General features: G+C 59.5%; 21 protein-coding genes. 13 read left to right on the forward strand and 8 right to left on the reverse strand.

The window, feature by feature from the left end; translation table 11 throughout:
* Positions 1–188: 188 nt before the first annotated feature.
* Positions 189–305: a cytochrome c oxidase subunit CcoM gene (gene ccoM / locus AC3WMT_RS29700; RefSeq protein WP_007959205.1), complete on the reverse strand. Its 117-nt coding sequence runs from the start codon at positions 303–305 to the stop codon at positions 189–191.
* A 145-nt stretch (positions 306–450) separates the two neighbouring features.
* The gene (locus AC3WMT_RS29705; protein ID WP_177431474.1) at positions 451–612 is read right to left on the reverse strand and encodes a hypothetical protein; all 162 of its coding nucleotides are present in this window, start codon (positions 610–612) and stop codon (positions 451–453) included.
* Positions 613–795: 183 nt separating this feature from the next.
* Between AC3WMT_RS29705 and AC3WMT_RS29710 the strand changes: the two genes are divergently transcribed.
* From AC3WMT_RS29710 to AC3WMT_RS29720, 3 genes are all read left to right on the forward strand, one after another.
* Positions 796–1,662, forward strand: a complete 867-nt coding sequence (locus AC3WMT_RS29710; protein ID WP_103307219.1) for a LysR substrate-binding domain-containing protein — start codon at positions 796–798, stop codon at positions 1,660–1,662.
* 88 nt (positions 1,663–1,750) lie between these two features.
* Complete coding sequence (locus tag AC3WMT_RS29715; RefSeq protein WP_103307216.1) at positions 1,751–2,221, forward strand: RidA family protein; 471 nt, start codon at positions 1,751–1,753, stop codon at positions 2,219–2,221.
* Positions 2,218–3,429, forward strand: coding sequence for an aminotransferase class V-fold PLP-dependent enzyme (locus AC3WMT_RS29720; protein ID WP_103307215.1), 1,212 nt, complete (start codon positions 2,218–2,220; stop codon positions 3,427–3,429). The genes AC3WMT_RS29715 and AC3WMT_RS29720 overlap by 4 nt, the downstream gene beginning before the upstream one ends.
* Here the strand turns inward: AC3WMT_RS29720 and AC3WMT_RS29725 are convergent.
* Positions 3,399–3,740 carry an aspartate-semialdehyde dehydrogenase gene (locus AC3WMT_RS29725; protein WP_103307214.1) on the reverse strand — a complete coding sequence of 114 codons (342 nt, stop codon included), beginning with the start codon at positions 3,738–3,740 and terminating at the stop codon, positions 3,399–3,401. The genes AC3WMT_RS29720 and AC3WMT_RS29725 overlap by 31 nt on opposite strands.
* Before the next feature lie 241 nt (positions 3,741–3,981).
* Between AC3WMT_RS29725 and rapA the strand changes: the two genes are divergently transcribed.
* A complete protein-coding gene (gene rapA / locus AC3WMT_RS29730; RefSeq protein WP_103307213.1) occupies positions 3,982–6,828 on the forward strand; it encodes an RNA polymerase-associated protein RapA in 2,847 nt (948 codons plus the stop codon).
* A 172-nt stretch (positions 6,829–7,000) separates the two neighbouring features.
* On the opposite strand, the gene AC3WMT_RS29735 is transcribed toward rapA, so the two are convergent.
* Complete coding sequence (locus AC3WMT_RS29735) at positions 7,001–8,350, reverse strand: spinster family MFS transporter (RefSeq protein WP_103307212.1); 1,350 nt, start codon at positions 8,348–8,350, stop codon at positions 7,001–7,003.
* Positions 8,351–8,652: 302 nt separating this feature from the next.
* On the opposite strand from AC3WMT_RS29735, the gene AC3WMT_RS29740 reads away from it, so the two are divergent.
* Both AC3WMT_RS29740 and AC3WMT_RS29745 read left to right on the forward strand, forming a co-directional pair.
* On the forward strand, positions 8,653–9,021 hold the full coding sequence (locus tag AC3WMT_RS29740) for a YkgJ family cysteine cluster protein (protein WP_103307211.1): 369 nt from the start codon (positions 8,653–8,655) through the stop codon (positions 9,019–9,021).
* 148 nt (positions 9,022–9,169) lie between these two features.
* The gene (locus AC3WMT_RS29745) at positions 9,170–11,452 is read left to right on the forward strand and encodes a putative bifunctional diguanylate cyclase/phosphodiesterase (protein WP_103307210.1); all 2,283 of its coding nucleotides are present in this window, start codon (positions 9,170–9,172) and stop codon (positions 11,450–11,452) included.
* Here AC3WMT_RS29745 and AC3WMT_RS29750 read toward each other — a convergent pair.
* Positions 11,343–12,239 (reverse strand): NAD(P)-dependent oxidoreductase, encoded by an 897-nt coding sequence (locus tag AC3WMT_RS29750; protein ID WP_177431473.1) that lies wholly within the window; start codon positions 12,237–12,239, stop codon positions 11,343–11,345. The two genes, AC3WMT_RS29745 and AC3WMT_RS29750, sit on opposite strands and share 110 nt — an antisense overlap.
* A 196-nt stretch (positions 12,240–12,435) precedes the next feature.
* On the opposite strand from AC3WMT_RS29750, the gene AC3WMT_RS29755 reads away from it, so the two are divergent.
* Positions 12,436–14,637 (forward strand): hypothetical protein, encoded by a 2,202-nt coding sequence (locus AC3WMT_RS29755; RefSeq protein ID WP_103307209.1) that lies wholly within the window; start codon positions 12,436–12,438, stop codon positions 14,635–14,637.
* 319 nt (positions 14,638–14,956) lie between these two features.
* On the opposite strand, the gene AC3WMT_RS29760 is transcribed toward AC3WMT_RS29755, so the two are convergent.
* Complete coding sequence (locus AC3WMT_RS29760; protein ID WP_103307208.1) at positions 14,957–15,262, reverse strand: DUF2288 domain-containing protein; 306 nt, start codon at positions 15,260–15,262, stop codon at positions 14,957–14,959.
* 352 nt (positions 15,263–15,614) lie between these two features.
* On the opposite strand from AC3WMT_RS29760, the gene AC3WMT_RS29765 reads away from it, so the two are divergent.
* The 5 genes from AC3WMT_RS29765 to AC3WMT_RS29785 all read left to right on the forward strand — a co-directional run bounded on the left by AC3WMT_RS29765 (position 15,615) and on the right by AC3WMT_RS29785 (position 20,615).
* Positions 15,615–16,742 (forward strand): branched-chain amino acid ABC transporter substrate-binding protein, encoded by a 1,128-nt coding sequence (locus AC3WMT_RS29765; protein ID WP_093438696.1) that lies wholly within the window; start codon positions 15,615–15,617, stop codon positions 16,740–16,742.
* Positions 16,743–16,972: 230 nt separating this feature from the next.
* Positions 16,973–17,896, forward strand: a complete 924-nt coding sequence (gene livH, locus AC3WMT_RS29770; protein WP_103307207.1) for a high-affinity branched-chain amino acid ABC transporter permease LivH — start codon at positions 16,973–16,975, stop codon at positions 17,894–17,896.
* Positions 17,893–19,149, forward strand: a complete 1,257-nt coding sequence (locus AC3WMT_RS29775; protein WP_103307206.1) for a high-affinity branched-chain amino acid ABC transporter permease LivM — start codon at positions 17,893–17,895, stop codon at positions 19,147–19,149. The genes livH and AC3WMT_RS29775 overlap by 4 nt, the downstream gene beginning before the upstream one ends.
* Positions 19,146–19,913, forward strand: coding sequence for a high-affinity branched-chain amino acid ABC transporter ATP-binding protein LivG (gene livG, locus AC3WMT_RS29780; protein ID WP_016986595.1), 768 nt, complete (start codon positions 19,146–19,148; stop codon positions 19,911–19,913). Before AC3WMT_RS29775 ends, livG begins: the two co-directional genes overlap by 4 nt.
* Positions 19,914–20,615, forward strand: a complete 702-nt coding sequence (locus AC3WMT_RS29785) for an ABC transporter ATP-binding protein (RefSeq protein ID WP_103307205.1) — start codon at positions 19,914–19,916, stop codon at positions 20,613–20,615. It abuts the gene before it with no gap.
* A gap of 178 nt (positions 20,616–20,793) precedes the next feature.
* On the opposite strand, the gene AC3WMT_RS29790 is transcribed toward AC3WMT_RS29785, so the two are convergent.
* Positions 20,794–22,032, reverse strand: coding sequence for a DUF2599 domain-containing protein (locus tag AC3WMT_RS29790; RefSeq protein ID WP_103307204.1), 1,239 nt, complete (start codon positions 22,030–22,032; stop codon positions 20,794–20,796).
* 34 nt (positions 22,033–22,066) lie between these two features.
* Entirely contained in the window at positions 22,067–23,788 is a 1,722-nt protein-coding gene (locus AC3WMT_RS29795) for a DUF2599 domain-containing protein (RefSeq protein ID WP_103307203.1), read from the reverse strand.
* Between the two features lie 184 nt (positions 23,789–23,972).
* Between AC3WMT_RS29795 and AC3WMT_RS29800 the strand changes: the two genes are divergently transcribed.
* Positions 23,973–24,278 (forward strand): BufA1 family periplasmic bufferin-type metallophore, encoded by a 306-nt coding sequence (locus AC3WMT_RS29800; protein WP_103307202.1) that lies wholly within the window; start codon positions 23,973–23,975, stop codon positions 24,276–24,278.
* Positions 24,279–24,293 lie beyond the last annotated feature (15 nt).

Consider the following 24,293-nt stretch of genomic DNA (forward strand, 5'->3'; position numbering starts at 1 on the left):
TTACTTTTTCGGCGTCTGGAAAAAGTGACCCGCCGTAAGGGCGGAACCCTAATCAGCAACACCCGCAGCAACGGATACTCACAAAAAACACCCCAAGCATGGTCGGCCCACAGGCCGCCAAGGCAAAAAAAAAAGGGCAACCGAAGTCGCCCAAAATGCCTTGCGTGCTCATCAAACCTGAAAGGAAATCAAGGCTTCTTGCGCTTGTTCGCATCCTTCCAGATAAAAAATCCAAACCCTGCAAAAAACAGAACCATGAGGCCAACAGTCAGCACCCCGGCAAACACCACGTTATCGAAAAACATGACTGGCCTCCTGGCCCCTGCTCTGCTGCGATGGAACTAAGTTACCAAACACACAGGCGCACAAATTGACCGGGATCAATACCAGCAACGAAGAGAGATAAAGGCGGGAAAATAACTGACCTGCATCAACGGATGCAGGGGGAGATCAACGCTTTTTCGGTTTGTTTTTCGACTTTTTCTTGGCTTTTCCCAACGGCATCGCCTGCTCGAAGGCATTGCGCACTTCATTCAGGCGCTTCTCTTTGATGTCGTGTACGCGCTTGGCACGTTCGGCATTGAGGTCAATCAGTGTGTCGTCTTGGCTCATGGCAACAGGCATCGCTTGAAATAATCACAACTGCCGCGTCAAAGGCAGGACTGCGCCAATAATGCAGCCTGACGCGAGCGCTGAACAGCCATCGGCATAACGCACCTTCGACAATTGATGTACCCGCTGCCGGATTTCCACGCACAATCGGCGCCTGGAACCAAGCCCCAAAGGATGTTTGCCGTGCCCTTGCACCAGGATCTGCCACCACTGATGGCCCTGCGCGCCTTTGAGGCCGTGGCCCGCCACTTGAGCTTCATCAAGGCTGCCGATGAGTTGTCAGTCACGCAAAGTGCGATCAGCCACCAAGTGCAAAAGCTTGAAGAATGCCTCAACCTGCGGCTGTTTGTCCGGCGCACACGGGCCATCGACCTGACGCCCGCCGGCGCGGCGTATTACCGACAGATCGAACCCGCCCTCGCCGCCATCGCCCAAGCCACCCGACAATTGCGCGGCGAACAACCGGCCACCTTGCGCATCGGCCTGCTCGCCTCCTTCGCCACGTTATGGCTGGCCCCGCGACTGGCGGATTTCAACGCAAAACATCCGCACATCCATGTCGAACTGCTGCCCGCCGTGCAATTGGCCGATGTCGGCGGTGGTGAAGTCGATCTGGCTATCCGCTATGGCAAGGGCGGCTGGCCGAAAGTCCGCGCCCGGCGCTTCATGAGCGAAACCCTGACCCCGGTGTGCAGCCCCGCCGCCAAGGCGAAAGGTGTCAACAATGGACCGCTGCTGATGGCCAAGTCGCACCAGCCGTTTGAATGGATCGACTGGCAGCAACACAGCGGCATCGATCTGGCTCATGTGCCCAGCGTCATGCTGCACGACTACAACATCGTGGTCGAAGCCGCCGTCGCCGGCCAAGGCATTGCCATGGGGCGCCAGCGCCTGATCGAGCGTCGACTCAAGGAAGGTGCACTGGTGCCTGCCTTCGACACGCCGCCGATGCACAGTGAAATCGGATACTGGCTGGTCACTCCCGAACGTCCGCCAAGCCTGGCTGTACAGAGTTTCTGCCAGTGGCTGGAAGCGATTGCCGACGCATGAGTTATTTGGATACGTCGGATTAAATCTATCCGTTTGTCCGCCCTGCCACGGGGCAACATGCTGAAGCCCTCACTCCGGAGGACTTGCCATGACCGACTCTCTCAACCAACGCGTCCAGCAACTCGGCCTGCAATTGCCCGCACCGAGCCAGCCCATCGCCAATTACGTCAATCACGTCGTCAGCCAAAACCAGCTATTTATCTCTGGGCAGATTCCGCTGCTGGACGGCAAACCCGCCTTCATCGGCCGACTTGGCGAAGCAATCTCCGAAGAGGAAGGGGTCAACGCCGCCGAACTCTCTGCTTTGGGCCTGCTCGCACAGCTCGGCGCTGCCTTGGGGGACGATCTGGGCAAACTGGTGCGCATCATTCGTCTCGGTGTTTTTGTTGCTGCCACGCCTGACTTCCAGCGTCAGGGCGCGGTCGCCAATGGCGCATCGAATCTGCTGGTCAATGCCCTTGGCGAAAAGGGTCGCCATGTGCGCACCGCGGTCGGTGTTGCCAGCCTGCCCAGTGGCGTGGCGGTGGAAATCGATGCGATTTTCGAGCTCCAGCCGTGAATGCTGAGGACATCGCGTTTCTGCGATCAAGAACCCCAGGTTGCAATAACGTCATCCATTTCAACCACGCCGGTGCCTCACTGCCGAGCCAAGCGACCCTAGACGCCGTGATCGCACAGTTGCAACGCGAAGCGCTCGGCGGGCCCATGGAAGTGGCCGACGGTCAGGTGCTGGAAAGGGCCAGAACCGCCGCTGCTGTCCTGCTCAATGCCCAACCCGAAGACATTGCGTTTGCCAGCAGCGGCTCGGCGGCGTGGAGTCAGGCGTTCAACGCGCTGGAACCGTGGCAACCGGGCGAGCGGATTCTGGTGGGCCGTCACGAATGGGCCGGCAATCTGGCCTGCATGGCTGAAGCGGTGAAGGCCGGCGCGCGACTGGAGGTGATTCCCTGCGACGCCAAGGGAGCCGTCGATCCACAGGCACTGGCGCAAATGATCGATCGCCATGTGCGCCTGATCGCCCTGACCTGGCTGCCCGCCAACGGCGGCCTGATCAACCCGGCGGCACAGATCGGTGCGGTCGCCCAGCGCCACGGCGTCCCCTATTTCATCGACGCCGGCCAGGCATTGGGGCAGTTGCCCTGTGATGTTCAGGCCCTGCAATGCGATGTGCTCAAGGGCGCCGGGCGCAAGTTTCTGCGCGGTCCACGCGGCACTGCGCTGCTGTATGTCCGCGCGCAATTTTTGCAACGTTTGTTGCCGGTACAACGCGATGTGCTGTCGGCGCCGTGGGACGGCCAGCGCTTCACCTTGCGCAATGACGCCCGGCGTTTCGAGACCAGTGAAGTGTCGTTGGCCCTGCTGGCCGGATTGGCCAATGCACTGGAGGAACACAATCGAATCGGTGCGATTTCGATTCGACGGCGCATCGAACAATCCAGCCGCCTCCTGCGTGAGCGCATGCAGGCGATTCCCGGCCTGACCCTGCACAATCTCGGCGCAGCGCAGCAGCAATCCGGGCTGATCGCCTTCACGCTCCAAGGTTGGGACTGTGTTGCGCTCAAACAGGCACTGGCCGCACGCCGCATCAACATCGGCGCCAATGGCGTCGCCTACACACCGCTGGACATGCAGGCGCGCGGGCTGGACAGCATCGCGCGGGTGGCGGTGAGTTATCTGAATACAGAAGAGGAAATCGAAGTGTTGCTGGCAAACCTGGCTGAACTGGCCGCTCAGCCTCAAATTTCGATGTCGACCCACAGGCCCTGACGCGGCTGATCTTCCATCAGCGGCACCACCGGCACGGTGTTGTCGGCATTCAGTTCATGGCCCGGTACGGCGAGGTGTTCTTCGGGATCTTCATCAGCTTCGCGGCGACGGCGATCACGTTCCTGCTGACGGCGCTGTTCCTCGCGCGCCATCAGTCTGTCCTCTTCAGGATCGCGTTTTTGCAGATCGATCGTGCTTTCGTTGGAGCTTTCCTGCACCGGCACCACCGGAGGAATGTCCGGCCGCTGGCGGATCGGATCCTGCTGGGAAGTGATCGGCACAGCGCTCAAGGGGAGCATCGGTGGCAACATATAAAGGGTCTCCTGTCAGCAGGCTATCGGCTTGGGCGATGGTGGCTTGAGCCACTGGTCGCAAACTTGTGACCGGGTTGGCACTCACGGGTGCCGCAAATCGTTCGAAAACTGACGGATGACTGCTTTTGTCTGCACTTGCAGCTTGTAGCTAAATGCTTGCCGCTGCGCCTAATCCTTTGGCCCTGAAGCCTGCATTCCGTTAAGATAGCCCGCTTTTTCAAGGTGGGAGTCAGGCAGCATGGCGCAGCAGTATCAACCGGGGCAACGCTGGATCAGTGACAGCGAAGCAGAGCTTGGTTTAGGCACCGTTCTGGCACAGGACGGCCGCTTGTTGACCGTGCTTTACCCGGCCACTGGCGAAACCCGCCAGTACGCGCTACGGAATGCGCCCCTCACTCGCGTGCGATTCTCCCCGGGTGACAGCATTACCCACTTCGAAGGCTGGAAGATGACCGTCCAGCAAGTCGACGATGTCGACGGTCTGATGGTCTATCACGGCCTCAACGCGCAGAACGAAGCCGTTACCCTGCCGGAAACCCAGCTGTCGAACTTCATTCAGTTCCGTCTGGCCAGCGACCGTCTGTTCGCCGGGCAGATTGACCCGTTGGCGTGGTTCTCGCTGCGCTACAACACCCTCGAACACACCAGCCGCCAGTTGCAATCTTCGCTCTGGGGCCTGGGTGGCGTGCGTGCGCAGCCGATCGCGCACCAGTTGCACATTGCCCGTGAAGTCGCTGACCGAATCGCGCCGCGCGTATTGCTGGCGGACGAAGTGGGTCTGGGTAAAACCATCGAAGCCGGTCTGGTGATCCATCGCCAACTGCTCTCCGGTCGCGCCAACCGCGTGCTGATCCTGGTGCCGGAAAACCTTCAGCACCAGTGGCTGGTCGAAATGCGCCGCCGCTTCAACCTGCAGGTCGCGCTGTTCGACGAAGAACGCTTCATCGAAAGCGATGCCAGCAACCCGTTCGAAGACACCCAATTGGCGCTGGTAGCGCTGGAATGGCTGGTCGACGACGAAAAGGCGCAGGACGCACTGTTCGCCGCCGGTTGGGATCTGCTGGTAGTCGACGAAGCCCACCACCTGGTCTGGCACGAAGACAAGGCCAGTCCGGAATACACCCTGGTCGAGCAACTGGCTGAAACCATTCCGGGCGTGCTGCTGCTCACCGCCACGCCGGAACAACTCGGTCAGGACAGCCACTTCGCCCGTCTGCGCCTGCTCGATCCAAACCGTTTCCATGACCTGGCCGCCTTCCGCGCCGAGAGCGAAAATTATCGTCCGGTGGCCGAAGCCGTTCAGGAGCTGCTGGACAAAGGGCGCCTGTCGCCTGAAGCGCACAAGACCATCCACGGTTTCCTCGGCAACGAAGGCGAAGCCTTGTTGACCGCCGTCAACGATGGCGACACCGAAGCCAGCGCCCGTCTCGTGCGTGAACTGCTTGACCGCCACGGCACCGGCCGCGTGCTGTTCCGTAACACCCGCGCCGCCGTGCAGGGCTTCCCGGAGCGCAAACTGCACCCGTATCCGCTGCCGTGCCCTGACGAATATCTGGAACTGCCGCTGGGCGAACACGCCGAGCTGTACCCGGAAGTCAGCTTCCAGGCCCAGCCGGACGCCAGCGAAGAAGAGCGCTGGTGGAAATTCGACCCGCGCGTCGAGTGGCTGATCGATCAGCTGAAAATGCTCAAGCGCACCAAAGTGCTGGTGATCTGCGCCCACGCCGAAACCGCGATGGACCTGGAAGACGCCCTGCGCGTGCGCTCCGGCATCCCGGCCACGGTGTTCCATGAGGGCATGAACATCCTTGAGCGTGACCGCGCCGCCGCTTACTTCGCCGACGAAGAGTTTGGCGCGCAAGTGCTGATCTGCTCGGAAATCGGCAGTGAAGGTCGCAACTTCCAGTTCGCTCACCACCTGGTGCTGTTCGATCTGCCGTCGCATCCGGACCTGCTCGAGCAGCGTATCGGTCGTCTCGACCGGATCGGCCAGAAACACATCATCGAACTGCACGTGCCGTACCTGGAAACCAGCCCGCAAGAGCGTCTGTTCCAGTGGTACCACGAAGCGCTGAACGCGTTCCTCAACACCTGCCCGACCGGCAACGCCTTGCAGCACCAGTTCGGCCCACGCCTGCTGCCGCTGCTCGAAGAAGCCGACGACGGCGAGTGGCAAGCGCTGATCGACGAGGCGCGCACCGAGCGCGAGCGTCTGGAACAAGAGCTGCACACCGGTCGCGACCGCCTGCTGGAGCTCAACTCCGGTGGCGCTGGCGAAGGCGATCAGTTGGTCGAGGACATCCTTGAGCAAGACGATCAGTTCGCCCTGCCGATCTACATGGAAACCCTGTTCGACGCGTTCGGCATCGACAGCGAAGACCATTCGGAAAACGCCCTGATCCTCAAGCCGAGCGAGAAGATGCTCGACGCCAGTTTCCCGCTGGGCGACGACGAAGGTGTGACCATCACCTACGACCGCAACCAGGCGCTGTCGCGCGAAGACATGCAGTTCATCACTTGGGAACACCCGATGGTGCAGGGCGGCATGGATCTGGTGCTGTCCGGCTCGATGGGTAACACCGCCGTCGCGCTGATCAAGAACAAGGCGCTGAAACCGGGCACCGTTCTGCTGGAACTGCTCTACGTCAGCGAAGTGGTTGCCCCGCGCTCGCTGCAACTGGGCCGTTACCTGCCGCCGGCAGCGCTGCGCTGCCTGCTCGATGCCAACGGCAACGATCTGTCGGCCCGCGTCTCGTTCGAAACTCTCAACGATCAACTGGAAAGCGTTCCGCGTGCCAGCGCCAACAAGTTCATTCAGGCCCAGCGCGATCAACTGACGCCACGGATCAACGCCGGTGAAGACAAGATAACCCCGCGTCACGCCGAGCGCGTGGCCGAGGCTCGCCGCCGTCTGGCGGCCGACACCGACGAAGAACTGGCGCGCCTGACCGCGTTGCAAGCGGTCAACCCGACCGTGCGTGACAGCGAACTGGTGGCGTTGCGTGAACAGCGTGAGCAAGGTCTGGCGATGCTGGACAAGGCTGCTTTGCGACTGGAAGCGATTCGGGTGTTGGTAGCGGGCTAAACCGCCCTGCTCCAGCGCTGAAAACAAGAAGGCCCGCAGTGATGCGGGCCTTTTTGTTTGCCTGTTATTTATTAGCTGATGCTGATGGCCTCATCGCTGGCAAGCCAGCTCCCACATTGGATCTCCAGCATGAACACAATCCCTGTGGGAGCTGGCTTGCCAGTGATAGCGATTATGCAGTCGCAGCAGCAATGTCTGGCTCAACCACCGCCACCAAGCCCTCCTTCATCCGCTGCGCATCCCGCACAAAACAGCGCGCCGCCAGAAACAGAAACACCATGGTCAGGAACAGCGCCACCGGAATCAGGAACATCGCGTCATGCAGCCCGACCGCCTTGAACGCTTCGGTCATCTGCTCCGCCCCCGCTGAAATCATCGCCGATTTGGCAAAGTGATCCGACAGCCCGCCAACCACCACCGGCCCCAATCCACCGCCCAGCAGATACAACCCGGCAAAGAACAACGCCATCGCTGTCGCCCGCAGGCGCGGTTCGACCACGTCCTGAATCGCCGTGTACACGCAGGTATAGAAGTTATAGGCAAACAGCCAACCGACGCTGAACAGCGCGACAAACACACCGATCTCGATGCGCCCGGCATGCAACGCCCAAGCCGTGCACAGCGTCGAAATAATCAGACTGAACGCCGCAAACAGCAGTCGCCCGTTGGCCACGCGCTGGTGAATCTTGTCAGCGATCCAGCCACCGAGGGTCAGGCCGATCAGCCCGGTCACGCCGACGATCAACCCGGTCGCCACCGCCGCTTCCTGCAACGGCATGAGGAAATAGCGTTGCAGCATCGGCACCAGAAACGAGTTGCAGGCATAGGTGGCGAAGTTAAAGCACAGCCCGGCCATCACCAGCCACAGGAAGGTCGGCACGGCGAGGATCCGGCGGATCGGTTTGTCGACTTTCTCTTGCGAGACCTGCACGGTTTCCGCTGCGCCGCGTTTTGGCTCCTTGATGAAAAACATGAAGATCGCGAGGAGCAGCCCCGGTACGGCGGCGATGAAGAACGGCGCGCGCCAGCTGTCGAATGCCTTGACCATCCAGCCGATGGTGAAGAACGCCAGCAGCAGCCCCAACGGCAGACCAAGCATGAAAATACCCATGGCCCGCGCCCGACGGTGGGCCGGAAACAGATCACCGATCAACGAATTGGCGGCCGGTGCGTAACTGGCCTCGCCAATACCGATGCCCATGCGCACGAGCAAAAAGCTCCAGAAACTGCCGACCAGACCGTTGACCGCGGTCAGCGCACTCCACGTCGCCAGGCCCCAGCCCATCAGTTTGCTGCGTGAGCCGGTGTCGGCCATGCGCCCGAGCGGCAGGCCGGCAATCGCGTAAACAATGGTGAACGCGGTGCCGACGATCCCCAGCTGAAAGTCGCTGAGGTGCCATTCCATGCGAATCGGTTCGATGATGATCGCCGGGATGGTGCGGTCGAAGAAATTGAACAGGTTGGCGAGGAACAGCAGGAACAGAATGCGCCAGGCATTCGCCGCTTGGGTCGAGTTCTGCATGGGTCCGTCTCTTTATTGTTATTAGGGCTTCACTGCCGACGCATCCGAGCCCGGAACCTGCAATCTAGTCAGGCCGGCAGAGGCTGTCTGTGATCATTCGTCTGCCTGATATCGGGCCATGGCCCTGTAACGAAACGTAAGCCCTTGATAACGCTGAAGTCCCCCGAAAACCGGGGCTTTCGCGGCAAAACCTTGCCACAAAAAAATAGTTTCGCGCCCCCCTTCCCAAGTTCGTGGCGAAGCCTAGAATGGCCGCCGGATCCGTCCGGATCTCCCGATCAATCCCTTTGATACCCGCCCCCATGTCCGAAGTCAGTCCGTGTCTGAATTGCGGTGCCTGCTGTTCCCATTTTCGCGTGTCTTTTTTCTGGGGTGAGTGCTCATCCTCCGGCGGTACGGTGCCCGATGAACTGGTGACGCAAATCAGCCCGAGTCGGGTGGCGATGAACGGCACCGACTGCAAATCGCCGCGCTGCACGGCATTGGTCGGTGAAGTGGGCAGCAACGTGCAATGCTCGATTTATGAGCAGCGCGCCAGCCCCTGCCGTGAATTCGAATCGTCGTGGGAAAACGGCGAACAGAACGTTGACTGCGACAAGGCCCGCGCGCGCTTCGGCCTGCCACCCCTGCAACCCGACTGGGCCGAGATCCCTTTCGACAAGAGCGCCTGACCTTTAGCGCCAATGGCTATGAGGCTAATGCCGAAATCATTGGCATCAATGTGCTACCACGGCTTGCATCGCGAAAACCGCCTCTATACTCCAGTCATTCGCCTGCGTTGACGACGCAGTAAGGACGACTTCAGAGACGGGGCATGCTATGGAGTGGCTTGGTTTGCAGTTTGTTACCGAGCTGCCGGAGAGCGGGCAGGTCATTCTCGATTGCACACACAACCCTTTACTGGTGCTGGTGGCCTATCTGGTCGCCTGCGCTGCGAGTTTCGCTACCCTCGACATGGCCGAACGCGTCGGCCACGCTGAAGACCCCGGCTCACAACGACTGTGGCGCTGGATCGGCGCGACCTGCCTGGCCGGCGGCATCTGGGCCATGCACTTCATCGGCATGCTCGCCTTTCAGGCGCCGATCGACATTCAGTACGACTTGCCGATCACCCTGTTTTCCCTGCTGATTGCCCTGCTCGCTTCGTGGCTGGCCATGCACACGCTGAGCGAGGCGCAACCCAGCCTGATGCATTACCTGAAAACCGCCATCGTCATCGGCTTAGGCATTGCCGGTATGCACTACGTCGGCATGGCGGCGATGCACTCGGTCGCCACGGCTTATTACCAGCCCTTGTTGTTCGGCCTGTCGATCGTGATTGCCATCGTCGCCAGTTTCGCGGCCTTGTGGGTCGCGGGTTACTTGCGTGAAGGCAGCGGCATCGCTCATCAGATGCTCAAGTACGCCGCGGCACTGATCCTTGGCGCGGGCATTTTCAGCATGCACTTCACCGGGATGGCGGCGTTACGTCTGGTGTTGCCCGAGGGTAGTGTGCCGAGCCTTTCGGCGGAAAGCAGTCACCTGCAACTGGGCCTGACGGTGGCGCTGATCATTCTGTTGATCCTCGGTAGCGCGATCAGCGCAGCACTGGCCGACAAGAAGCTGCAGAACAAGGAGCACGACCTGCGCCGAGTCAACGCGCTGCTCAGCCAACTCGATCAGGCGCGCATGTCGCTGCAACAAGTGGCCAACTACGACGCCCTGACCAACCTGATCAACCGTCGTGGCTTCAACCAGATCTTCGCCGAGAAGCTCAGCCAGAAAGCCACCGAAGGCGGCATGCTCGCGGTGATGTTTCTCGACATCGACCACTTCAAGCGGATCAACGACAGCCTCGGCCATGACGCCGGCGACGCCTTGCTCAAGGTCATCGCCAATCACATCAAAGGCTCGGTGCGCAGCCATGAAGACGTGGTCGCGCGTTTCGGGGGGGATGAGTTTTGCATCCTGATCGGTCTGAATGACCGTGAAGAGGCGCGCGGCATGGCGCAACGGATCATGCAGAAAATGAAAGAGCCGATAGAACTCGCCGGACGCCGGATGGTGATGACCACCAGCATCGGCATCAGCCTCTATCCAGAAGACGGGACCACCTGCGAGGAGTTGCTCAAGCACGCAGATCTGGCGTTGTATCAGTCCAAAGGCGCGGGACGCAACGGCTTGCACTTTTTCAGCTCCAACCTGAAGACCCGCGCCAGCTTCGAGCTGCAACTGGAGGAAGAACTGCGCCACGCCCTGCGCGAAGAAAACGGCCTGATGCTTTATTACCAACCGATCTTCGAACTGAAAACCGGCCGGGTTACCAAGCTCGAAGCGTTGATCCGCTGGCAGCATCCGGTCCACGGCCTGCTGACCCCGGACCGCTTTATCAGCATCGCCGAAAACAATGGCCTGATCGCCGAACTGGACAATTGGGTCCTGCGCCGCGCCTGCAAGGATCTGGGCGAACTGTCGCGCCATGGCTGCGAAGAACTGAAAATCGCCTGGAACTGTTCACCGCTGAACCTCGCCCGGGAAGAACTGGCGGACGAAATCGAAAGTGCACTGCGCACCGCTGGGGTGGCGCCGGAACGGCTGGAGCTGGAAGTCACCGAGAATGCGCTGATGGGCAACATCGCCAACACCCTGGTGCTGTTACGCCAGATCCGCGCCCTCGGTGTGTCGCTGTCGATCGATGACTTCGGCACCGGCTACTCGTCGCTGGCCTACCTCAAACGACTGCCGCTCAACACCTTGAAAATCGACCGCTCGTTCATCCTCGACATTCCCAAAGCCACGGCCGACATGGAGATCGTCCAGGCGATCATCGTCATGGCGCACACCCTGCATTTGCAGGTGGTCACCGAAGGCGTGGAAAGCCTGGAGCAATACGAGTTCCTCGAGCGTTCGGGCTGCGATTTCATTCAGGGTTACCTGCTCAGCCGCCCGGTGCCGCTGGACGAACTGCGCCCGGTACTGGAAGAAATCAATCAGCGCAAACATTCACACACGGTCAATCCGTTGATTCTGGCGCGCGGTACATTTGCACCAGTGTCGCTGGATCCTGCGCCAAAAAGCCTTGCGCCCCATGCAGGCGCATCAGTTGTGCGGCCAATCCGCTGATCGGCGTGGCCGAGCCTTGTTCGCGAGAGAACTTCACCGCCGTATCGAGATCTTTGAGCAGCGTGCGCACGTGCCATTTGATCGGTTCGAAACGGCTTTCGGCCATTTGCGGAGCGAGGATCTGCAACGGTTTGGAGTCGGCAAAACCACCGGCCAACGCCTCGGCAATCAGGCTGGCATCGACGCCCGCCTGCTCGGCCAACGCCACCACTTCAGCAATCACCAGCGCATTGCAGGCGACGATCATCTGATTGCAGGCCTTGGTCACCTGACCCGCGCCAACGCCGCCCATGTGCGTGACGCGCTGTCCCAGATTGAGCAACACCGGGCGCACCCGCTCAACGTCTGCCACCTCGCCACCGACCATGATTGCCAGGCTACCGGCCTCGGCCCCGACCACGCCGCCGGATACCGGTGAGTCCAGCCAGGCCATGCCGGTTTGCTCCAGCAACTGCACCGCCATTTCACGCGTCGCCGTCGGCTCAAGACTGGAAAAATCTACCAGCAACTGAGCTTTTTTCGCTCCTTCGGCGACACCGGCCCGGCCGAACACGACTTCGCGCACCACCGCTGTATCGGCCAGACACAACATCACCACGTCGGCGTGTGCGCACAGTTCTGCGGGGCTCGCTACCTGCCGGGCACCGGCCTCGACCAGTGGCGCGCACTTGGCCGGGTTACGGTTCCACACCGCCAGCGGATAACCCGCTGCCAGCAGACGCCGGCACATTGGCAGGCCCATCAGACCGATTCCGGCGAACCCCAACGAAGGTAGCGTTGACATCATTTAGCCTCCTTTTGATTAAAGATCGCCGAATAATGGCCGATTCATCAACGATCAGGAAAGTATTCCCCCAAGCGACAGTCAGGCCAAGTCCCTGACGCTCGGGCTCAATTCGCGCAAAAAAAGACGCGAGATCTTATTCCGTGAGGTTCGCAGGCAACTGGCCCGCGAGCCAACCAGTCCAGGCATATGGCGCACAATGACTTCTAAAAACAATCCCGCCACCGCGGTATCCGATCTGACCTTGAGCCCCGCGGCGAACAGCCCGTCATCGTCGAAGCCATTGGTCCCGTCGCGCCCGCTGTCAACTCAGCAATACCTGTACTTCACCGAAACCAATACCGACCGTATCCTCGACAACCTCGATGGCCTGCGTGATCTGGTGTTCCCGCGTCCGCCGCACCTGGAAGGCGACAACGAACAGCACAACGATCAGGAATTCCCCTCGGTGTGCCTGATCGGCCTCGGTCGCTGCGGCTCCAACATCGCCCTCGACGTCGCGGAGCTGGTATACAACGCGCGCAAGTTCTACCTCAACGAATTCAACAACGAAGATCGCCTGTCGCCAGACAAACGCTACGCCGAAAAGGGCTACAGCCCGGCCCAGTGGATCAAGAACAACCTGCGTATCGGCCCGAACAAATCCACCAAACCGGTGTTTCTGGTAGAGCCGCTGGTGATGCTCGGCGACCTCGACAAGGACATCGCCGGGCGCATCCGTTTCTCGCGCAAGGGCGAGAAAAGCGGCTTCCTGCGCGACTACAGCAAAATGAAGATCATGGACTTGTCCGAAGTCCACGCCGGTGGCGCCGGTAACGCGCCGATCCTCGGCCAGTATCTGGCGAAGATCATCCTCAACAAGGACACCCAGCGTTTCTCCAGCCCAGACTGGAAAATGATCCACTCGTACCTGATCGACAGCTGCGGCATCAAGGCCAACCAGTCGCGCCTGTATTTCTCGATCTTCAGTGCCGGCGGCGGTACCGGTTCCGGCATGGCCTCGGAATTCGGCCTGGCCCAGCAGCACTCGTACATGAACAAGACGTTCGACACCAAGCCGATGGACGAGCATGACGGCAAGAGCGGTCATTCGTTCGTGTTCGAGCCGATCTTCACCAGCGGCATCTGCGTGCTGCCGAACATTTCCGACCACCGCAGCGAAATGTCCGAGGCGCTGCACATCAACGCCGGTCGCCTGCTGTGCAAATACCTCTCGGAAGAATGGGATTTCTCCTACAACTTCGCCAACGAAGACAGCAGCGAAGCCAGCGTCATGGGCCGTATCCGCCCATGGAACGCGATGATGCTGATTTCCAACGACATCATGCGATACGCCGAAGAAAGCGATGATGGCAACATCCAGAACATTGATGTCAATGCGATGGAAAAGCACGCCAACCAGTACATCTCGCAGCAGATCTTCAACATTCTGACTGCGCAGGCCGTCACCACTGACTACGACCAGAACTACTTCCGTCGTGCCGGCATCGACATCGGCGAAACCATTCGCCTGGATGCCAACGACCTGTTCATGAGTCTGGCCGGCCCGGTGGCGATTGCCTACGCCGAATCGGTGGTGCCGGAAACGCCGCCGCCGAGCAGCGACAAGTTCAAGGTGTTCGATAAAGAGCCGCAGCGCCTGAACATCGATGACCTGTTCTTCCGCTCGATCGACCTGCCGCACTTCAACAAGGTCACCCAGGCGATCGAAGGCATCAGCTTGCTGCCGATCGAGTCCAAGCGCTATCGCGCCTCGCTGGAGCAGTACAAGAATTCCGGCTACGACGCTGCGGCGCTGCACGACCTGCACTTCTTCAAGAACTGCTCGTCGGTGGTCTCGATCGTCTCCCTGCCGAAAGACTACAAACTGTCGTACATGGACCTGAACCGGTTGAAGACCCACCTCAACAGCCTGTTCCCCAACACCACGCTCAAGCGTTATGCGTTGGTGATCGGTGCTTCGGCCAACCTGTCGCTGACCACCCTGATCGCCAAGAGCCCGTGCCTGTCGGACGACTTCCTGACCCTGATCGTGGCGTTCATCAAGCGTTGCTTCGCGAAGAACCCGTACCGGTTCGACGAGACGCTGGATAACTCGATTCTCGACTTCATCATCAACGAAGAATTCGACGAAGACCGCATCGATGACCTGCTCAACGAATTCGAGAACCCGGCGAAGATCCTCGACACCAACTGGTACGCGATCAAGCCGATGTACGAGAAGAAGTATCGCGAGCTGATCAACGACAAAGACAAGTTTGTCTCGATCAATGACATTCGCCTGTCGCGCGATTGCGTGAAGAAAGCGATCAAGTACCTGCGCGAGATCTACCGTCACCGGATTGGCAAGACCAAGGTTATTTCCCTCAATAACCATACCGGCAAGTCGTTCTCGGTCTGATCACAGACCGGGTCGCCCCAATCGCTGGCAAGCCAGCTCCCACAGGTTTTCGGGTGTTCACAATATTGGTGTTCACCGCAAACCTTGTGGGAGCTGGCTTGCCAGCGATTGGGCCCTAAGATTCCCTGAAGATTTCAACTTTTCCAATTTCCAGAAACAATTAAGCAGCCGTTAGGCTGCTTACTAAACTGTTCCCGTTACGTTTACGTCACCGTGATGCCACCCTCGCTTGTGGTGTTTCTCTACGGCAACGTGCCATCACGCTACTCGGCTACACACTTTTCAACGATGCTGGCATGCACTACATCAGTGCAGGCATTCAGACCGCCGCCCTTTCCTGGATCAAAATCCACGGACTCACCACCACCGCCCACAGCTGTGGATCGCGCTCGAAAATATCCAGCGCCCGCGTTTCAGACAGCTTGGCGACCTTGTCTTCGGCCAGCCAGGCAGCGACTTTCTCGCCTTCATCCGACGCCACGGCCTCGGCAGCGGCGATCAAATCCAGCGCAGGGTCGACCCACAATAGGGCACCCCTGGCGAAGAACGGCTCCAACTCCTTCCAGGTAATAGATGCGGTCTCGCCGAGCAGCTTGGCATAGAGGGTGCTAGGTTCTTGATTCATGGGAACTGTCCGGAAAAGAAATCGACGCGAATGATAACGTCGGTGGTCCGCCAGAAAAACCCGGTTGCAAATGGCTGCACCGAACGAAAAGAGCAGGAACGCCAGGGAATGCTGATGATTGGGATATATGCCCACGAACGCCCCGCCGCAATTCTGTCTTTTTCATTCAAAAATGCGACACCCCCAAGTTTTGCCCCTCGGCGCCCGCTTCCCAGGCCAACAACCGGCGCTCTACACTGTACCGGTACAGTTGCCGGGGGCATTTCCGGAGGGTATCGCAAAGATATCTGACCCGGTTCTGCTGCTACGGCGCCAGAACTCAAAAAAATTACAACAGTAAGAGTGGAGCACTATGACTAAGGCTACTAAGCAGATTTCCAAACTGTTTGCCGCTATGGTTCTGGCCGGGGTTGCCAGCCATTCGTTCGCAGCTGACACCATCAAAATCGGTATCGCCGGCCCTAAAACCGGTCCTGTAGCCCAGTACGGCGACATGCAGTTCAGTGGCGCGAAAATGGCCATCGAACAAATCAACGCCAAGGGCGGCGTCGACGGCAAGAAGCTCGAAGCCGTTGAATACGACGATGCCTGCGATCCGAAACAAGCCGTAGCGGTCGCGAACAAGGTCGTCAACGACGGCGTCAAGTTCGTGGTCGGTCACCTGTGCTCCAGCTCCACTCAACCTGCTTCGGACATCTACGAAGACGAAGGCGTGATCATGATCACCCCGGCTGCCACCAGCCCGGACATCACCGCCCGTGGTTACAAAATGATCTTCCGTACTATCGGTCTGGACAGCGCCCAGGGTCCTGCCGCCGGTAACTACATTGCCGATCACGTCAAACCGAAAATCGTCGGCGTCCTGCACGACAAGCAGCAGTACGGTGAAGGCATCGCCACCGCCGTGAAATCGACCCTTGAGAAGAAAGGCACCAAAGTTGCCGTGTTCGAAGGCGTTAACGCCGGCGACAAAGACTTCTCGGCGATCATTGCCAAACTCAAGCAAGCCAACGTCGACTTCGTTTACTACGGCGGCTACCACCCGGAGCTGGGTCTGATCCTGCGTCAAGCCCAGGAAAAAGGCCTGAAAGCCAAGTTCATGGGCCCAGAAGGCGTGGGCAACGACTCGATCACCCAGATCGCCAAAGACGCTGCCGAAGGCCTGCTGGTAACCCTGCCGAAATCCTTCGACCAGGACCCTGCCAACATCGCCCTGGCCGATGCTTTCAAAGCGAAGAAGGAAGACCCGAGCGGCCCGTTCGTGTTCCCGTCCTACTCGGCGGTTGAAGTGATTGCCGAAGGCATCAAGGCAGCCAAGTCCGAAGACGCGGCCAAAGTGGCTGAAGCGATCCACGCCGGTACCTTCAAGACCCCGACTGGTGACCTGAGCTTCGACGCCAAGGGCGACTTGAAAGACTTCAAATTCGTGGTCTACGAGTGGCACAACGGCAAACCGAAAACCGAAGTGTCGCCTCAGTAAGGCACGGCCGGACTGACTGCCAATAAAGCCCACGGCGTGCCGTGGGCTTTGTTTTACGAATGTAAGGGCCGCGCTGGCGTGATCCGCCAGTCTCCCCACCTGAAAATCTCAAAACCGTCATCAGCGGTTCGCTGGCAAACCCCGGATTCGAAGTGGATATAGATCCACGGGGCCGGGCGGGAAAATGACTCCACCAGTGAAATGCGTATCAGGTTTTTAGGAGCGCTGTAATGCCTGACATCTATCACTTCTTCCAACAGCTGGTTAACGGCCTCAACGTTGGCAGCATGTATGCCCTGATCGCCATCGGCTACACGATGGTTTACGGCATCATTGGAATGATCAACTTCGCCCACGGCGAGGTGTACATGATCGGCTCCTACGTGGCGTTCATCGCCATCGCCGGGCTGACCATGATGGGACTCGACAGTGTCCCGCTGTTGATGACGGCGGCGTTCATCGCCAGCATCGTCGTCACCAGTTCCTACGGTTACAGCATCGAACGCATTGCCTACCGCCCGTTGCGCGGCAGCAACCGTCTGATCCCGCTGATTTCCGCCATCGGTATGTCGATCTTCCTGCAGAACACGGTTCTGCTGGCGCAAGACTCCAAGGACAAAGCAATCCCCAACCTGATCCCGGGCAACATTGCCTTCGGTCCAGGTGGCGCACATGAAGTGCTGATTTCCTACATGCAGATCGTGGTGTTCGTGGTGACCCTGATCGCCATGCTCGGCCTCACGCTGTTCATCTCACGCTCCCGCCTGGGCCGCGCCTGCCGCGCCTGTGCCGAAGACATCAAGATGGCCAACCTGCTCGGCATCAACACCAACAACATCATCGCCCTGACCTTCGTTATTGGTGCTGCATTGGCAGCGGTTGCCGCTGTGCTGCTGAGCATGCAATACGGCGTGATCAACCCGAACGCCGGTTTCCTCGTCGGCCTCAAAGCCTTCACCGCTGCGGTACTTGGCGGCATCGGCAGCATCCCCGGCGCCATGCTCGGCGGGCTGGTGCTTGGGGTGGCGGAAGCCTTTGGCGCCGATATCTTCGGCGACCAGTACAAGGACGTCGTGGCTTTCGGCTTGTTGGTTCTGGTGCTGTTGTTCCGTCCGACCGGCATTCTGGGCCGTCCGGAGGTTGAGAAAGTATGACTAGGAATCTTAAACAGGCACTGTTCAGTGCATTGCTGGTGTGGGCCGTGGCCTACCCGGTACTCGGTCTGAAACTGACCATCGTCGGCATCAACCTCGAGGTGCACGGCACCAGCCCGGCCATTCTGGCGACCATCGCCGTGTGCTCGGTGCTGATGTTCCTGCGGGTGCTGTTCAACCAGCAGATCAGCAAGGCGTGGAACTCCTCGCCGGGCCTGCCGCTGATCCCGGCCAAGGCCAGCAACTTCCTGACCCTGCCAACCACCCAGCGCTATTTCATCATTGCGCTGATCCTCATTGCGCTGGTGTGGCCGTTCTTCGGCTCGCGTGGCGCGGTGGATATCGCAACGCTGATCCTGATCTACGTGATGCTTGGCCTGGGCCTGAACATCGTCGTCGGTCTGGCCGGTCTGCTCGACCTCGGTTACGTCGGCTTCTATGCCGTCGGCGCCTACAGCTACGCGCTGCTGTCGCACTACTACGGCCTGAGCTTCTGGATCTGCCTGCCGATTGCCGGCCTGATGGCGGCGACTTTCGGCTTCCTGCTGGGTTTCCCGGTGTTGCGTCTGCGCGGTGACTATCTGGCGATCGTGACCCTCGGCTTCGGCGAGATCATCCGTCTGTTCCTGCGTAACCTGACCGATATCACCGGTGGCCCGAACGGCATCAGCAACATCGAGAAACCGACGTTCTTCGGTCTGACCTTCGAACGAAAAGCCGCGGAAGGCATGCAAACCTTCCACGAGTATTTCGGCCTGCAATACAACTCGATCAACAAGGTGATCTTCCTCTACCTCGTTGCCCTGTTGCTGGCGCTGGCAGCACTGTTCGTCATCAACCGCCTGCTGCGCATGCCGATCGGCCGTGCGTGGGAAGCGCTGCGTGAAGACGAAATCGCCTGCCGTGCGCTCGGTCTCAACCCGACGATCATCAAACTGTCCGCGTTCACCCTCGGTGCTGCCTTCGCCGGTTTCGCCGGTAGCTTCTTTGCTGCCCGCCAGGGTCTGGTGACGCCGGAATCGTTCACATTCATCGAGTCGGCGATCATCCTCGCCATCGTCGTGTTGGGTGGCATGGGCTCGCAACTGGGCGTGATTCTCGCGGCCGTGGTGATGATTCTGTTGCCGGAAATGATGCGTGAGTTCAGCGAGTACCGCATGTTGATGTTCGGTGCCCTGATGGTGTTGATGATGATCTGGCGTCCACAAGGTCTGCTGCCGATGCAACGCCCACACATGGAGTTGCGAAAATGAGCCGCGAGATCCTTAAAGTCGAAAACTTGAGCATGCGCTTCGGCGGCTTGCTGGCGGTCAACGGCGTGGCCCTGACCGTGAAGGAAAAACAGGTGGTTGCACTGATCGGCCCGAACGGCGCCGGCAAGACCACCGTGTTCAACTGCCTGACCGGTTTCTACCAGCCCTCGGGCGGCAGCATCCTGTTGGACGGCGAGCCGATTCAGGGTTTGCCGGGGCACAAGATCGCCCTCAAAGGCGTGGTGCGCACCTTCCAGAACGTGCGGTTGTTCAAGGACATGACGGCGGTCGAAAACCTGCTGATCGCCCAACACCGTCACCTCAACACCAACTTCCTGTCCGGACTGTTCAAGACCCCGGCGTTCCGCAAAAGCGAGCGCGAGGCCATGGAATTTGCCGAGTACTGGCTGGAAAAGGTCAACCTCAAGGAGTTCGCCAACCGTACCGCCGGCACCCTGGCCTACGGTCAGCAGCGTCGTCTGGAAATCGCCCGCTGCATGATGACCCGACCGCGGATCCTCATGCTCGACGAACCGGCCGCCGGCCTGAACCCGAAGGAAACCGAAGACCTCAAGGCGCTGATCAGCGTGTTGCGCGAAGAGCACAACGTCACCGTGCTGCTGATCGAACACGACATGAAACTGGTCATGAGCATTTCCGACCACATCGTCGTGATCAACCAGGGCACGCCTCTGGCCGACGGCACGCCGGAACAGATCCGCGACAATCCTGAAGTGATCAAAGCCTACCTGGGGGAAGCGTAAATGCTGCAGTTCGAAAACGTTTCCACCTTCTACGGCAAGATCCAGGCCCTGCACAACGTCAACGTCGAAGTCCGTCAGGGCGAGATCGTTACGCTGATCGGCGCCAACGGTGCCGGCAAGTCCACGTTGCTGATGACGCTCTGCGGTTCGCCGCAGGCGCACAGCGGCAGCATCCGCTACATGGGTGAGGAACTGGTCGGCCAGGACTCGTCGCAGATCATGCGCAAGAGCATCGCTGTGGTGCCGGAAGGTCGTCGGGTGTTCGCCCGTCTGACCGTTGAAGAAAACCTGTCGATGGGCGGTTTCTTCACCGACAAGGGCGACTATCAGGAGCAAATGGACAAGGTTCTCGGCCTGTTCCCGCGCTTGAAAGAACGCTTCAACCAGCGCGGCGGCACCATGTCCGGCGGCGAACAGCAGATGCTCGCCATCGGCCGTGCGCTGATGAGCAAGCCGAAACTGCTGCTGCTCGACGAGCCGTCGCTGGGTCTGGCGCCGATCATCATCCAGCAGATCTTCGACATCATCGAACAGCTGCGCAAGGACGGTGTGACGGTGTTCCTGGTCGAGCAGAACGCCAACCAGGCGCTGAAAATCGCCGACCGTGCGTACGTTCTGGAGAACGGCCGCGTGGTCATGCAAGGCACTGGTGAAGCGCTGTTGACCGACCCGAAAGTACGCGAGGCATACCTCGGCGGCTGAGTCTTTTCGCCCAACAAAAAACGGCCCTCGGGCCGTTTTTTTTATGCGCACCAAAAATCTCGAACCCACCGAAAATCCCTTGTAGGAGTGAGCCTGCTCGCGATGGCGTCGAGTCAGGCACCACTGATGTTGAATGACACAACACCATCGCGAGCAGACTCGCTCCTACAGTGGAGGGTCAGTACGGATTGCAGTGCTGCGCTACCGCCGTGGCCTGATCGACGTAAGGCCGTGCCGGTTCAAGGTTCCACTCAGGCTTGTTCCTCACAGGTTTGCCGTCGTATGTGGCCGCCAGGTGACAGACCATCTGCCGCCGCAGTGACCCGCCATTGACGCTGTACTCCCGCCACTGCTGATCGTCTTTGTGCTTGTTGTACAGCTCGGCAAACATCCGGTCGGTCTGATCGTCCTTGATTGCACGACCGCAAGCAGTCGGCACCACGGAGAGCGACCAGGTGTTCGGCCCCAGTTTCGGATCAGGCCGTTGTACCCAGGTGCTCGACTCGATGTACTTCTCGCAGAACTGTGGCGCCGCTGGCGTCGAGGTCTGGATGCATGAGAAAGAGGCCTTGGCGACCGGGGTTTTCGGGAAGTCGATCTTGATGATGTTGCGTTCCTTGCCGGTCTTGGCCTTGTAGTCGCGCTGGTTGGCCATCGCATCGTTCAAGCCACGCTGATCACTGTAGAAAAACGCCAGAATCGGCAACTCGTCAGTTTTCGGGTTGCCCAGACGCAGTTCTGTCTGAGTCTGAAACTCGCGGCTGTTGATGACTTTGCGCGCGCCCATGAAGTTGCGGAAGGCGTCGACGCGCTCATTGCTACTCATCGGATTGCGCATGTTGAAGCCGCATTGCAACTGGTCCTGTTGCCGATTGTTGTTGTACCGGGTGAAGTGCGCGACCCAGGCATTCGGACTCAGGATCGGTGGTTTCATGGCCTGGCAGACCGCTTCTGCCGGGGCGGTGTTTTTGTTGTCGCCACAGCCTCGGTCATTGCGAAAGTCAGTCCAGGCATCGTTGGGGAACGCGCAATAGACATGCACCGGGGTCTCGGGGTCGCGAACCAGATCTCTGGGGGTAATCAGATAGCCGTTTTGCGTGCTCATGCCGGGGTCTTCATAACTGATGCCGTCGGCCCGCATGTAAGAAGCGGCAAACGTCCCCAGCTCCAGCGCTTTCGGGCTGGGATTCCAGACGTCCCATTTTTGCCCCTTGGCAGGGTCGGCACGGTGCGTGGCCCGAACCAATAGCCCTGAACAGTCCGACGCGGGATCCTGACCGCAGCTGTCGACGGTTTTGTTGTACAACGATTCGACCTTCCTCAGCGTCTCGTCGCATGACTCGGCATTGGCCCATGTCGCCTGCACCAGCAGCGGGAACATGAGCAATGGAGCGATCCTGTTCAAACGTTTTTTCATGGCTTGCATCTCCTTGATTAGCCAACACACACCCTCAACGCGGGACCGGGTTGCAACCCGCGGCCCGCGTTTCGTTGTCCGATAACGCCGGCCGGAAAGGCTCAAGATTCCACGGCGTTTTGTTGCGGTAATTGAGCAGGACGCAATTCAATTGCTGGCGCATGCTGCCGGCGGATTTTTCGTTGTCCCGCCAGTTGCTGTCCGCGCCTTTGAGCGCCAGCAGTTGGTCGTACAACGCCGCCACCTGCTCGCCGGGCAAGGCACGCCCCGCCGCTGTGGGCACCACGCTAAGGCTCCATTCATCCTTGCCGGTGCCGGGGTCGAAACGTTTGATCCAGTCGGCTGAGGCAATGTATTGCGGTGCCTGAACCGGCAGTGGATTGCAGCCCGCCTTGGCCGATTCCTGCGCACTGACATTGGGCCGGAACGGTTCCAGATTCCATTCGGTCTTGCCCGGATAGTTCTGGATCAGGCAGCTCAATTGCCCGCGCATGCTGCCCGCCGATTTCTCGTTGTCACGCCACTGGCTATCGGCGCCACGCAGGGCGAACAGTTCTTTGTACAAGGCCTCCTGATCACTGGCCTGAATCGCTTTGCCTTGGGCAGTGGGCGTGATCTTGAGTGACCATTCGTTTTTCTTGCTGCCGGGGTCGTAACGTTCGATCCAGACTGCCTCGGCGATGTATTTCTGCGCCGGCGCCGCCGGTGTCGGCTGCGCGCCGCCAGCCGCCGTCAGGTCTATCGCCTGGTCAGCGGCGACATAGCTGAAACGTTGTTCGGCAGGCTTGGTGAAGTCCAGTCGCAGGATCGGCACGCTGTAGCCCTGCGCCTGGAGTTTCTTCTGGAAGTTGCGTGCGCTGTTCAGGCCGTTTTCCGGTTTCGGCGGAGCCTGATCGCCACGGGTGGCGAAGTTCTGGGTGCTGTTGACGTTGTAGATGAAGGCATCGATGTACTTCATGTTTTCGCTGCCGTCGTTAGTCGCGGTAGCGTTCTTCAACATGAACTCGTTGACCTGGGCACTGTAAGCGAACGGGTCTTTGTTGGTGGTGGTTGGCCGGGACTCGTGAACCCGGATCATCGCCTGCCAGTCGCTGGGTTTTTCCGCGTTAAAGGAACACTGGCCGTACTGGATCGGGCCCTTCATCAGCCCGGTGTATTTCTGTGTCCATTGCTCTGCTGTGGTGACTCCGGCTTCCGCACAAGTGCCGTAGGCCAGCGCGGCATTGCGGTTGTTCATCACGCCCTGGGCCGCACGCGGTGGCTCGCGACTGTCGAAGAATCCGCAGCCGTACCACTTGCGTTCCGGCCCGGTACCGCCATCGAACGCGTAGATGCAAGTAAACCCCTGCTCCTTGACTGGCAGGTTCAACGCCGCCGCATCGGTGGGGGTTCGCAGGATCAAACCGGCCGGGTGAATGAGAATCTTCGTACTCAGATCCTTGCGAATCCACGAGTAGGAAGTTGCGCCGATCTTGACCGCGTAGGGGCTGTAGTCCCAAGGATTGAAGGGGCCGTCATTGACCATGCGCAAGGTCACACCACTGCAATAGTAGAGACCACGCGGGGCGCCGGTATCCGGTTCCTGACACTCTTGCTTGAGGGTGTTGTAGTTGTGATTGATCCGCTTGAGCGTGTCCTGTGGATCAAGCAGTGGCTGCGCGGCGAGCGTACTGCACAGCAACGCCAGCGCGCACGCCAAAGCGAAAGATGAAGTCCCGCGCGATAGCACGCGCGAGTCTGAGCGCTCCATTTTCATGAGATACCGTCCTGGTAAATCGGCCTGTCGATGTGGCCGTTGAAATGACTATAGAACACTCAGGGTTTTGTATTTTTTTCTAAAAAAATCCGGCTGCGCTGTAACGCATCGCCATGTCGTTTCTCTAGAGGGACAAGCAAGCGCAAACCGCTTGTAAAACCCAAGCTCAATTCGGAGAAACATCATGACTGCTACCACCCGCACCCTGTCCGCCACTGCACTGGTTCTGGCCCTCGGTTCCGCTCTGAGTATGGCCGCCGTATCGACCGTCCACGCCGCTGACGCCGACATGGAAAAATGCTTCGGCGTGGCAATGAAAGGTCATAACGATTGCGCCGCAGGTGCAGGCACCACTTGTGCCGGCACCGCGAAAATGGACTACCAGGCAAACGCCTGGAAACTCGTTCCGAAAGGCACTTGCACGACCACTGAAAGCAAAACCTCGCCGACCGGCTTCGGTCAGATAGAAGCGTTCAAAGCCAAGTCCTGACCTGCGGCCTGCCTG

The sequence above is a fragment of the Pseudomonas sp. FW305-7 genome, from assembly GCF_058786735.1.